General features: G+C 60.9%; 11 protein-coding genes. 6 read left to right on the top strand and 5 right to left on the bottom strand.

Annotated elements, in window-relative coordinates; translation table 11 throughout:
* Positions 1-24: 24 nt before the first annotated feature.
* From M8Q45_RS01915 to M8Q45_RS01905, 3 genes are all read right to left on the bottom strand, one after another.
* The gene (locus M8Q45_RS01915; RefSeq protein ID WP_249873132.1) at positions 25-996 is read right to left on the bottom strand and encodes an IS110 family RNA-guided transposase; all 972 of its coding nucleotides are present in this window, start codon (positions 994-996) and stop codon (positions 25-27) included.
* Positions 997-1,380: 384 nt separating this feature from the next.
* The gene (locus M8Q45_RS01910; RefSeq protein ID WP_249873374.1) at positions 1,381-1,854 is read right to left on the bottom strand and encodes a WbuC family cupin fold metalloprotein; all 474 of its coding nucleotides are present in this window, start codon (positions 1,852-1,854) and stop codon (positions 1,381-1,383) included.
* A 3-nt stretch (positions 1,855-1,857) separates the two neighbouring features.
* Entirely contained in the window at positions 1,858-2,415 is a 558-nt protein-coding gene (locus tag M8Q45_RS01905; RefSeq protein WP_030138595.1) for a hypoxanthine-guanine phosphoribosyltransferase, read from the bottom strand.
* A gap of 162 nt (positions 2,416-2,577) precedes the next feature.
* Between M8Q45_RS01905 and upp the strand changes: the two genes are divergently transcribed.
* On the top strand, positions 2,578-3,216 hold the full coding sequence (upp, locus tag M8Q45_RS01900; RefSeq protein WP_030138594.1) for a uracil phosphoribosyltransferase: 639 nt from the start codon (positions 2,578-2,580) through the stop codon (positions 3,214-3,216).
* Between the two features lie 2 nt (positions 3,217-3,218).
* Entirely contained in the window at positions 3,219-4,493 is a 1,275-nt protein-coding gene (locus M8Q45_RS01895) for a uracil-xanthine permease family protein (RefSeq protein WP_249873373.1), read from the top strand.
* A gap of 277 nt (positions 4,494-4,770) precedes the next feature.
* On the opposite strand, the gene hemH is transcribed toward M8Q45_RS01895, so the two are convergent.
* Together hemH and M8Q45_RS01885 are read right to left on the bottom strand one after the other, a co-directional pair.
* The gene (hemH, locus tag M8Q45_RS01890) at positions 4,771-5,796 is read right to left on the bottom strand and encodes a ferrochelatase (RefSeq protein ID WP_030138592.1); all 1,026 of its coding nucleotides are present in this window, start codon (positions 5,794-5,796) and stop codon (positions 4,771-4,773) included.
* Between the two features lie 13 nt (positions 5,797-5,809).
* On the bottom strand, positions 5,810-6,709 hold the full coding sequence (locus M8Q45_RS01885) for a TIGR01777 family oxidoreductase (protein ID WP_249873372.1): 900 nt from the start codon (positions 6,707-6,709) through the stop codon (positions 5,810-5,812).
* Positions 6,710-6,906: 197 nt separating this feature from the next.
* On the opposite strand from M8Q45_RS01885, the gene M8Q45_RS01880 reads away from it, so the two are divergent.
* The 4 genes from M8Q45_RS01880 to phrB all read left to right on the top strand — a co-directional run bounded on the left by M8Q45_RS01880 (position 6,907) and on the right by phrB (position 11,416).
* Complete coding sequence (locus M8Q45_RS01880; RefSeq protein ID WP_249873371.1) at positions 6,907-7,893, top strand: NAD(P)/FAD-dependent oxidoreductase; 987 nt, start codon at positions 6,907-6,909, stop codon at positions 7,891-7,893.
* Between the two features lie 176 nt (positions 7,894-8,069).
* Positions 8,070-9,032 (top strand): YbgA family protein, encoded by a 963-nt coding sequence (locus tag M8Q45_RS01875; protein ID WP_249873370.1) that lies wholly within the window; start codon positions 8,070-8,072, stop codon positions 9,030-9,032.
* Entirely contained in the window at positions 9,032-9,970 is a 939-nt protein-coding gene (locus M8Q45_RS01870; RefSeq protein WP_249873369.1) for a MerR family transcriptional regulator, read from the top strand. Before M8Q45_RS01875 ends, M8Q45_RS01870 begins: the two co-directional genes overlap by 1 nt.
* Positions 9,971-9,982: 12 nt before the next feature.
* Positions 9,983-11,416, top strand: coding sequence for a deoxyribodipyrimidine photo-lyase (phrB, locus tag M8Q45_RS01865; protein WP_249877253.1), 1,434 nt, complete (start codon positions 9,983-9,985; stop codon positions 11,414-11,416).
* Positions 11,417-11,425 lie beyond the last annotated feature (9 nt).

The following is an 11,425-nucleotide window of genomic DNA, read 5'->3' as shown; positions in this document are numbered from 1 at the left end:
GCTCTGTAGATACCGTCTTAAGTCTCACCGGGCAAGCGCAAGTTTCGGGTCATATGGCAGTCCTGACTTGAGCACTCCGTAAACGAAGTGCAGCAGTTTGCGCATTGCCGCGCAGATGATTTGTTTGGGGGCCTTGCCGTTGGCCTCCAGGCGTTCTTTCATCGCCATGATCGCCTTATTGTGTTTCAGCGCCACCATGCCAGGCATGTAAAGGCCTGCACGAAGCCGTGCTGACCCGATTCTCGAAATTAGGGTATGACCTTTAAGCTTTCCTGATTCTTGCAGCTTGGGATTCAGCCCCGCAGCGGCGACCAATTGGCGAGGATCGCTGTATTTGCGCAAGTCGCCCAGTTCGGCTAGCAATCGCTCAAGCGTTTTTTGTCCGATACCGTCGATGGTTACGATCAGATCCCGCATCTGACGCATATCCGGGTCGTCATCGATGTGCTTTTTGATCGCCTTATGTGTTTCAACGATCTCTTTTTCGATATGGCGCAGAACGGAGTTGATCGAGTCTTTGACCTTTTCGTCAGACACGTCCAGACGATTAAGCTCCATTTGTTCCATTTCCTGAAGGTCATCCAGGCGGCGCACCATAGCTTTCAACTGGCGATACTTCAGTGGCTCAGGTGCCCATGGCTGAAGCTTCTGATCCTTTTCCCGGGCGAAGTCGGCGATGAGTTTGGCATCGCTTTTATCGGTCTTGATGCGGCGCAGCTCGCTGTCAGCGTACGCTTTGGTCGTAGCCGGGTTCACGACGCAGATTCGGAAGCCTTTGTTGTAAACGAACTCGGCGAGCTCCAAGTGGTAGACGCTGGTGGCTTCCATCACGATCAGGGCCGAACGCTCGACGTTTGTGTCTAGCCAAGCCTCAAACTCTTTAAAACCTTTTGGATTGTTGGCCAGCTTGGCCTTGGTTTTGTGCTTGCCGTTGGGCAGGTGTGTAGCGATATCAAAAGTGTTCTTTGCAACGTCGACGCCAACGAAACCAGACATGATCGTTTCTCCACTTGTTCCCTTTTGCGATCATCACGTCACTCGGTCCAACCTTGCGAATGCGGGCTCTAGCCGGAGGCGGGCCCAAGATACCGTGCGAACTGTACGAGTGAGTGTGGAGGGCTGGAGCACGATCTACATCACAGGCAAAAAGCCTAAGGAGCTGCGCGGCTTCCAAGTCCCTCCCTCGATGATCAGTCGAGAACTATCGCTCCTGACGGAGCGATAGTCGAGATACAAGGAGCTGCCGGAGGCTGCGATCTTTTGATTTTTCGCTTGAGGTTCGAGTGGCTGGGGGAGATCAAAAGATCGCAGCCTCGTTGCACTCGGCAGCTCCTACATAGCCCCTACACAGCACCTACAGGCTCAGCGGGAGCAGGGTGATCAGTCGAACTGAGCCCGCATCCAGGCGTGGTATTGCGCCACTGCTGGCTCGCCTTCGCGAGGTGCCCAATGGGCCAGTTCGCCCTCGCCCACTGGCCGGTAAGGGCCGGCCTTGCACTCGAACATCACGCTGTCGGCTTCGAGCACCACCAGGCCGTGGTAGACGCCAGCCGGCAGGTCGACACCGAGGCAATCGCCGCCGGCCTGCAGGATTCGCTTGTCGAGCACCGTACCGATTTCGTCGAAGATCAGCACACCGAGCCGGCCCTTGAGCACCAGCAGGGTCTCAGCCTTGTCGGCGCTCAGGTGGCGATGTGGCGGGATGTAGGTCGAGGGTTGCAAGCCCACCGCCATGCGATGGCAAGGCTCGTCCATCTGGTGGAAGTTGTGATGCTGCCGCCCGCGAGGACTGACCACGGCTTTCCCGGCCAGTTCATCGAACAGGGCTTGATCCAGGAACGCCGGCCCAGTCATCGATTACATTCCCTTGACCGCAAAGATGCCGTTGGCGTTGCGCCAGTAGCCTTTGTAGTCCATGCCATAACCGAAGATGTAGCGGTCGATGCACGGCAAACCGACGAAGTCGGCCTTCAGGTCCGGACGGGCCTTGCGGTCGTGGTCCTTGTCGATCAGTACGGCAGTGTGCACCGCACGGGCGCCCGCGTGTTTGCAGAAATCGATGATCGCGCCCAGGGTGTGACCTTCATCGAGGATGTCGTCGATGATCAGCACGTCGCGGTCGATGAACGAGACTTCCGGCTTGGCTTTCCAGAACAGGTCACCGCCGCTGGTTTCGTTGCGATAACGGGTGGCGTGCAGGTAGGACGCTTCCAGCGGGAAGTTCAGATAGGTCAGCAGTTTGCCGGAGAAAATCAGCCCGCCGTTCATCACGCAGAACACGACCGGATTGCTTTCGGCCAGCTGATCGTTGATTTGCGCACCGACACGGGCGATGGCCGCTTCGACTTCAGCTTCGGTGTACAGGCAGTCAGCCTCTCGCATGACTTGACGGATATGCTCGAGATCAGCGGACATGGCGCTCTCCAGGGGTGGCAGTTCGGAAAAGCGGGCAAAGGTACGCATCCCGCCCGGCCAGATCAAGCATTTGTGGACTAACGTTCTGTATTGTCTATAGGACAACACCCTCGGATAGATTAATCTAGGCCGGTTTTTTTGCCCGCCGCCGGAGCCTTCCCCATGCCCATCCTCGAGATCCGCCATCCGCTGATCAGACATAAACTCGGCCTGATGCGCCGCGCCGACATCAGCACGAAGAACTTTCGCGAACTCGCCCAGGAAGTCGGTGCCCTGCTCACCTACGAAGCCACCAAGGACCTGCCGCTGGAGTCCTATGAAATCGACGGTTGGGCCGGTACGGTCCAGGTCGAGAAAATCGCCGGCAAGAAAATCACCGTGGTGCCGATCCTGCGCGCCGGCATCGGCATGCTCGAAGGCGTACTGAGCCTGATCCCGGGGGCCAAGGTCAGCGCCGTGGGCGTGGCTCGCAACGAGCAGACCCTGCAGGCGCATACCTACCTGGAAAAACTGGTGCCGGAAATCGACGAGCGCCTGGCGATGATCATCGACCCGATGCTCGCCACCGGCAGCTCGATGGTCGCCACGATTGATTTGCTGAAGAAAGCCGGTTGCCGGGACATTCGCGCCATGGTGCTGGTCGCCGCCCCGGAAGGCATCAAGGCCGTGGAAGATGCCCACCCGGACGTGACCATCTACACCGCGTCCATCGACCAGAAACTCAACGAACATGGCTACATCATCCCCGGCCTGGGCGATGCCGGCGACAAGATCTTCGGCACCAAGCAGAAGGACGCCTGAGCATGCAGGACGAGTTCAACGATCCGCTCTGGCGCCAGGTGCTGTCCGGCGCCCAGATGCTGTTCGTCGCCTTCGGCGCGCTGGTATTGATGCCGCTGATCACCGGGCTGGACCCGAACGTGGCGCTGTTCACCGCCGGCCTGGGAACGATCCTGTTCCAGGTCGTCACCGGGCGCCAGGTGCCGGTGTTTCTCGCCTCGAGCTTTGCCTTCATCACGCCGATCATCCTTGCCAAGGGCCAGTTCGGCCTGGCGGCGACCATGGGCGGCGTGATGGCGGCCGGTTTCGTCTACACGTTCCTGGGCCTGGCAGTGAAGATCAAGGGCACCGGGTTCATTGATCGCCTGTTGCCGCCGGTGGTGATCGGCCCGGTGATCATTTCCATTGGCCTGGCGATGGCACCCATTGCCGCCAACATGGCGATGGGCAAGGCCGGCGATGGCACCGAGCTGATCCACTATCAGACCGCGATGATGATTTCGATGCCGGCCCTGCTCACCACCCTGATCGTCGCGGTGTTCGGCAAAGGCATTTTCCGCCTGGTGCCGATCATTTCCGGCGTGTTGGTGGGCTTTGCCATGGCGTTTTTCTTCGGTGTCGTGGACACCGCAAAAATCGCCGCCGCGCCATGGTTCGCCCTGCCGGCCTTCACCGCGCCGGCGTTCAACTGGCAGGCGATCCTGTTCATCGTGCCGGTCGCCCTGGCGCCGGCCATCGAACACATCGGCGGCGTGATTGCCGTGGGCAGCGTGACCGGTCGCGACTACCTGAAAAAACCCGGCCTGCATCGCACGCTGCTCGGCGACGGCATTGCCACCACCGCCGCAGGCCTGTTCGGCGGACCGCCCAATACCACCTACGCCGAAGTCACTGGCGCGGTGATGCTGACCAAGAACTACAACCCGAAGATCATGACCTGGGCGGCAATCTTTGCCATCAGCCTGGCGTTCATCGGCAAATTCGGCGCGCTGCTGCAAAGCATCCCGGTACCGGTGATGGGCGGGATCCTGTGCCTGCTGTTCGGCTCGATCGCGGCGGTCGGCATGAACACGCTGATCCGCCACAAGATCGACTTGGGCGAAGCACGCAACCTGGTGATCGTTTCGGTGACATTGGTGTTCGGCATCGGCGGCGTGCTGGTGGGCACCGGCACCGGCCCGGACGACTTTGGCCTCAAGGGCATCGCGCTGTGCGCCGTGGTGGCGATCGCGTTGAACCTGTTGCTGCCGGGTAACGACGGTTGGAAGGAGAAGAAGGCGGATGAGCCGTTGATCTGATTCAGGCTTGAAGGCTTTTTTGCCCCTTAAATAGCCATCGCGAGCAAGCTCGCTCCCACAGTGGATCTCGAGTGGTCACAAAATTTGTGTACACCGCAGCCCCATGTGGGAGCGAGCTTGCTCGCGATGAGGCCCTTGAACCTTACAAAGCAATCGGCGCGCGTTCGCAGAGTGTGCTCAACGCCTGCGCCCACTGCGGATCTCGAGTGGTCACAAAATTTGTGTACGCCGCAGGCCCATGTGGGAGCGAGCTTGCTCGCGATGAGGCCCTTGAACCTCACAAAGCAATCGGCGCCCGTTCGCAGAGTGTGCTCAACGCCTGCGCCCACTGCGGATCGTCATTGAGACACGGCACCAGCACCAACTCCTCCCCTCCCGCTTCGCGAAACTGTTCACGGCCACGGTCGCCGATTTCCTCCAGCGTCTCGATGCAATCGGCGACGAACGCCGGGCACATCACCAGCACCTTTTTCACGCCGCTCTTGGCCAGTTCCTCCAGGCGCGCTTCGGTATACGGTTCGATCCACTTGGCGCGGCCCAGTCGCGACTGGAACGACACCGACCATTTTCCATCCGCCAGGCCCATGCGATGGGCGAACAGTTCGGCGGTGCGGATGCACTGGGCGCGGTAACACGTCGCCATGACTTCCGGCGGTGCGTTCTTGCAGCAGTCGGCATCCTTGAAACAGTGGAAACCCGTGGGGTCGAGCTTGGTCAGGTGCCGTTCGGGCAGGCCATGGAAACTCAGCAGCAAGTGATCATGGTCCTGCATCAAGTACGGCTTGGCGCTGGCGACCAGCGCATCGAGGTATTCCGGCTGGTCGTAGAACGGCTGGAGAATCGAGAACTGCACATCGAGCTTCTTTTCGCGCACGACCCGCTTGGCCTCTTCAACCACTGTGGTCACGGTGCTTTCCGCGAACTGCGGATACAACGGCGCCAGCGTGATGTTCTTGTGGCCCTGGCTTGCCAGCCGTACCAGGGTGGATTCGAGGGAGGGCTCGCCATAACGCATCGCCAGTTCCACCGGGCCTTGAGTCCATTGACGGGTCATGGCTTGCTGCAAGCGCCGGCTGAGCACCACCAGCGGCGAACCCTCCTCCCACCAGATCGACGCATAAGCATGGGCCGACTGCTCGGGGCGCTTGATCAGGATCAGCGACACCAGCAACCGACGCACCGGCCAAGGCAAGTCGATAACGTACGGATCCATCAGGAATTGATTGAGGTAGCGGCGCACATCGGCCACCGAGGTGGAGGCAGGCGAACCCAGATTCACCAGAAGCAACGCGTGATCGGTCATGCAACATCCTATTTCAAAGGCGACCCGACAAATCTTCCAGGGCCGCAGGCAAATCAGTGAACCGGAATGAAAAACCCGCCGCCTGTAATCGGGCCGGCGTGGCGCGCTGGCCGCCCAGCAACAGTAATGACAACTCTCCCAACGTGACTTTCAGCGCCAGCTCTGGCATCGGCACCACTGCCGGCCGATGCAACACGTGCCCCAGGGCCTTGGCAAAATCGCGGTTGCGCACCGGGTTCGGCGCGCAGGCATTATAAGGACCGCTGGCATCATCGCGGTGCAGAAGAAAATCAATCAGGGCGATTTGATCCTCGATATGAATCCACGGCATCCACTGCCGACCATCGCCGATACGCCCGCCCAGCGCCAGCTTGAAGGGCAACAACAGCCGCGACAAAAAGCCGCCCTCTGCAGACAGGACCAAGCCGGTGCGCACCAGCACCACACGCAGGCCCATGGCCTCGGCCCGCTGCGCGGTTTCTTCCCAGGCAATGCACAGCTGGCTGGCGAAGTCCTCGCTGACCGGTCCCGATTCCTCGGTCAACTCTCGCTCGCCGCCATCGCCATACCAACCCACCGCGGAACCGGAAATCAGTACCTGCGGCTTCTGCTCGCAACGCTCCAGCCATGCGAGTAAAACCTCGGTCAGCGTGACGCGGCTGCTCCATAGCAACATCTTGCGCTTATGACTCCAGGGACGGTCGGCAATGGGCGCCCCCGCCAGGTTGACCACCGCGTCCACAGGCTCGCCGATCTCGTCGAGTTTGGCGACGCCTCGTACCTGCGCGCCGCAAATTCCAGCCACTTGTTCAGGTCGACGACTCCAGACCGTCAAGCGATGTCCTTGCTCCAACCAGTGCCGGCAGAGCTGCCGTCCGATCAAACCAGTACCGCCGGTCAGCAATATGTGCATGAGGTGTACCTCTCATCGCGTTTTACCCGGCCCATTAGTCTATTTTTATAGGTAGAGATTGTTCATATCGGACAGGGTGTGTTTCTAACAATAGGACAACCTGTCGAAACGCGAACGGTAAAACTTATACCAAAAATCAAAATTGTACAGGATTAAACGACGGCGTAGTCTGTACAGCAAAGTTAAACGAGGCCCTCATGACTGTACCTATCGCAATCATCGGCACCGGCATCGCCGGCTTATCAGCCGCCCAGGCCCTGACGGAGGCCGGGCACGTCATCCAACTCTTCGACAAAAGCCACGGCAGCGGCGGTCGCATGTCGAGCAAGCGCAGTGACGCTGGCGCGCTGGACATGGGCGCACAATATTTCACCGCCCGCGACCGGCGCTTCGTCACGGAAGTCCAGCGCTGGCAAGCCAACGGCTGGGCGGCGGAGTGGAACCCGCAGCTCTATCACTATCAGGACGGGCAAATGAGCCCCTCCCCCGACGAACAGACCCGCTGGGTCGGCACCCCACGCATGAGCGCCATTACCCGCGCCCTGCTCGGCGAACTGCAGGTGCAATTCGCCTGCCGCATCACCGAAGTATTTCGCGGCCAGGAGCATTGGCACCTGCAGGACGCGGAAGGGTTCACCCATGGCCCCTTCGGCCAGGTGATCATCGCCACGCCGGCGCCCCAGGCCACCGCATTGCTGGCGGCCGTGCCGAAGCTGGCCGGGGTGGCCGCCGGGGTGAAAATGGACCCTACCTGGGCCGTGGCGCTGGCCTTCGAACATCCCCTGGATACACCTATGGAAGGCTGCTTCGTACAAGACAGCCCCCTCGATTGGCTGGCTCGCAACCGCAGCAAACCGGGGCGCGACAGCAAGCTCGACACGTGGGTGCTGCACGCCACGAGTGACTGGAGCCGCCAGCACATCGACATGCCCAAGGAAGCGGTTATCGAACACTTGCACGGCGCCTTCGCCGAACTGTTGCACAGCGCGATGCCAGCGCCGAGCTTCAGCGTGGCCCATCGCTGGCTGTATGCGCGCCCTGCCAGCAGCCATGAATGGGGCGCACTGGCGGACGCGGACCTGGGCTTGTATGTGTGTGGCGACTGGTGCCTGTCCGGCCGGGTCGAAGGCGCCTGGCTCAGCGGCCAGGAGGCGGCTCGCCGCTTGCACGCCAGCCTTCAGTGAATCGCGTCATCCCGCACCGCTCGCTGCTGTCGCAACAGACAGCAGCCTATCCCGCGCCAACATGTCATGACCTCCGCTCGTGCAATTCGCGGTTGACTTGTGCCCGTTCGGACCTATGATGAAAATATTGTACAGAAAACAAAATCTGTACAAGATTAAGCCATCAGAGGTCGCCCATGCCCCGCGAAGCCCACGCCAAACCCAGAATTGCCATCAGCGCCTGCCTGATGGGCGCTGAAGTTCGTTTTAACGGCGGGCATAAACAGTCGCCACTGTGCAGCCGCACGCTCACCGAATACTTCGATTTCGTCCCGGTATGCCCCGAGGTCGCCATCGGCCTGGGCATTCCTCGCGAGCCGATTCGCCTGGTGGGCGACCCGGAGCGTCCTGACGCGGTCGGCACGGTGAATCGCAACCTCGACGTGACGGGACCGCTGGCCGAATACGGACGGCAGATGGCCGGGGAGTTGGAGGGCATCTGTGGCTATATCTTCATGCAGAAATCCCCTTCCTGCGGGCTGGAACGGGTCAAGGTCTACGATCACAACGGCGTGCCCCAGGACGGCGGTGGACGTGGCATCTATGCCCAGGCTTTTTGCGAGCGTCATCCGGACCTGCCGGTGGAGGAAGATGGCCGCCTGAATGACCCGGTGCTGCGGGAGAATTTCCTGACGCGCGTGTTCGCCTATGCCGCCTGGCAACCCCTGCGCCAGCGAGGCCTGACCCGACGCGACCTCATCGATTTTCACTCGCGCTACAAATACTTGCTGATGGCCCACAACCCGGTGCAGTACAAGGCGCTGGGCAACATGCTGGGCAACATGGGCAAGGGCGACCCCGACGAATTGGGCACACGTTACTTCAGCGCCTTGATGGCCGCGTTGAAAAAATGCGCCACCCGCCGTACCCACACCAACGTACTCCAGCACTTGAGCGGCTATCTCAAGCGCGCCATCGATGCCGATGACAAGCAGGAAGTGCAACACCTCATCGCGCAATATCGCCTCGGCATCGTGCCGCTGGTGGTGCCGCTGACACTGCTCAAGCACCACCTGCGCCAGCACCCCGACCCTTATCTGGCGCAGCAGGTGTACCTGCAACCTCACCCGGAAAATCTCAGCTTGCGAAACGCCATTTGATGAACACAAAACCTGATTCAAGCGCCAGCGAAGACCTCGGCGTCGATTTTGCCGAGGCACTGGCGCAGGGCTGGCTTCCCATACGCGAAGTGGCCCGGCAAACCGGCGTCAATGCCGTCACGCTGCGGGCCTGGGAGCGACGCTACGGCTTGATCGTGCCGCACCGCACCGCCAAGGGTCATCGCCTGTTCAATGCCGAACATGTGCAGCGGATCCAGAGCATCCTCACCTGGATCAATCGCGGCGTGGCGGTGAGCAAGATCAAGCCGTTGCTCGAAACGCCGCAACCACCCGAAGAGTCCGTGCAGGACGATTGGCAGCGCCAGCGCCACGCCTTGCTGCTGGCCGTGACGCAACTGGCCGAGCGTCAGGTCGACGACCTGATCAACCAGGCGATGGCGCTGTATCCGCCGCGGACGGTCTGCGAACAGTTGTTGCTGCCCTTGCTGGCCGAGTTGCAGACGCGCTGGCAAGGCCAGTTCGGCGCGCAACTGGAGCAGGTGTTTTTCCACACCTGGCTGCGCAGCAAATTCGGCAGCCGGATTTATCACAACAACCGCCAGTTGCGAGGCGCGCCGTTGCTGCTGGTCAATCAGTCGCAATCCCCTCAGGAACCCCACCTGTGGCTCACCGCCTGGCTCGCCAGCAGCGCCGACTGTCCCGTGGAAGTACTTGACGGGCCGCTGCCTGCCGGAGAGTTGGCCCTGGCGGTCGAACGCCTCAAGGTTCGCGCCGTGCTGGTGTATTCCAACCACGCCCTGGACCTGTCCCAACTGCCCAGGCTGCTGAACGCAATCGACTGTCCGATCATCATCGCCGGCCCAGCCGCGTCGATCCATCAAGCCAGGTTATCCACAGGCGTCTCGACGCTGGACGTGTCCTGGGCCGAAGACCCATTGGCCGCTCACCGCGAACTGAGCCGCAGGGAACTCCTGTAGATGAAAGACTGCATGCAACTGATCTGGCTGCGCAGCGACTTGCGCCTGCACGACAACACCGCCCTGGCGGCAGCCGCAGCCGCGGGACCCTGCGTGGCGGTGTACCTGATGAGCCCCGGGCAATGGCGCGCCCATGACGATGCACCGTGCAAGATCGATTTCTGGCTGCGCAACCTCGCCTCGTTGAGTACGGCGCTGAACGCATTGAACATCCCGCTGCTGATTCGCCACGCCTCGCATTGGGACCAGGCGCCCCAGGTACTGGCAACGCTGTGTCGCCAATTGAATGTCAGCGCCGTGCATGTCAATGAAGAGTACGGCGTGAACGAAACCCGGCGTGATGGCGAGGTTGCTCGAACCCTGAAGGATCAAGGCGTGGCGTTCCACGGTCACCTTGATCAACTGCTGTTCCAGCCCGGCAGCGTCCTGACCAAGGCCGGCAACTATTTCCAGGTATTCAGCCAGTTTCGCAAGGTGTGCTACCAGCGCTTGAACCTTTCGCTACCCCGCCTGGTTCCCGCGCCGACCGGACAAGCCCGCACGGCCATCGCCAGCGATCCGGTGCCCGCACATGCCGAAGGTCTCGTACCTCCCAGCGAGGCGCTCCGTGCCCACTGGCCCGCCGGCGAGAACGAGGCCCAACGGCGGCTGGACGCCTTTGTCGATCAACACATCGATGATTACCAGCGTGAGCGCGACTTCCCCGCTCACCCAGGCACCAGCCAGCTCTCGGCCTATCTGGTGGCCGGCGTTGTTTCACCACGCCAGTGCCTGCACGCTGCGCTGCAAGCCAACCAGGGCGAATTCGAGAGCGGAAGTGTCGGTACCGTGACCTGGATCAATGAATTGCTTTGGCGCGAGTTCTATAAACACATCCTTGTGGGTTATCCACGCGTGTCGCGCCATCGCGCGTTCCGCCCGGAAACCGAAGCGCTGGCCTGGCGCAAGGCTCCCGACGAATTGGAAGCCTGGCAGCAGGGCCGCACCGGCCTGCCCATTATCGACGCGGCCATGCGTCAATTATTGGAGACTGGCTGGATGCACAATCGCCTGCGGATGGTGGTCGCCATGTTCCTGACCAAGAATTTGCTGATCGACTGGCGCGAAGGCGAACGCTTTTTCATGCGCCACCTGATCGACGGCGACTTGGCCGCCAATAATGGCGGCTGGCAGTGGAGCGCCTCCACCGGCACGGATTCGGCGCCCTGGTTCCGAATCTTCAATCCCTTGAGCCAATCGGAAAAATTCGACCGCGAGGGACTGTTTATCAAGCGGTGGATACCTGAACTGAACGATCTCGACGGGCTACGGGTCCATAGCCCAAATGCACCAGGCAATCTGTTTGACGCAGTGCAATACCCTCCGCCAATGGTTGATCTGGCCCAGTCCCGAGTACGTGCGCTGACAGCCTTCAAGAATCTGCCAGCACGCCAGGACATGGGATGACACGATGGC

The sequence above is a fragment of the Pseudomonas sp. T1.Ur genome (assembly GCF_023516725.1).
Lineage (GTDB): Bacteria > Pseudomonadota > Gammaproteobacteria > Pseudomonadales > Pseudomonadaceae > Aquipseudomonas > Aquipseudomonas alvandae.
This window is presented reverse-complemented; position numbering and strand designations above follow the sequence as displayed.

Bases quoted from the DNA above. Each gene is read 5' to 3' on its own strand.
- M8Q45_RS01915 (WP_249873132.1), bottom strand. From the start codon at position 996: ATGTCTGGTTTCGTTGGCGTCGACGTTGCAAAGAACACTTTTGATATC.
- M8Q45_RS01910 (WP_249873374.1), bottom strand. From the start codon at position 1,854: ATGACTGGGCCGGCGTTCCTGGATCAAGCCCTGTTCGATGAACTGGCC.
- M8Q45_RS01905 (WP_030138595.1), bottom strand. From the start codon at position 2,415: ATGTCCGCTGATCTCGAGCATATCCGTCAAGTCATGCGAGAGGCTGAC.
- upp (WP_030138594.1), top strand. From the start codon at position 2,578: ATGCCCATCCTCGAGATCCGCCATCCGCTGATCAGACATAAACTCGGC.
- M8Q45_RS01895 (WP_249873373.1), top strand. From the start codon at position 3,219: ATGCAGGACGAGTTCAACGATCCGCTCTGGCGCCAGGTGCTGTCCGGC.
- hemH (WP_030138592.1), bottom strand. From the start codon at position 5,796: ATGACCGATCACGCGTTGCTTCTGGTGAATCTGGGTTCGCCTGCCTCC.
- M8Q45_RS01885 (WP_249873372.1), bottom strand. From the start codon at position 6,709: ATGCACATATTGCTGACCGGCGGTACTGGTTTGATCGGACGGCAGCTC.
- M8Q45_RS01880 (WP_249873371.1), top strand. From the start codon at position 6,907: ATGACTGTACCTATCGCAATCATCGGCACCGGCATCGCCGGCTTATCA.
- M8Q45_RS01875 (WP_249873370.1), top strand. From the start codon at position 8,070: ATGCCCCGCGAAGCCCACGCCAAACCCAGAATTGCCATCAGCGCCTGC.
- M8Q45_RS01870 (WP_249873369.1), top strand. From the start codon at position 9,032: ATGAACACAAAACCTGATTCAAGCGCCAGCGAAGACCTCGGCGTCGAT.
- phrB (WP_249877253.1), top strand. From the start codon at position 9,983: ATGCAACTGATCTGGCTGCGCAGCGACTTGCGCCTGCACGACAACACC.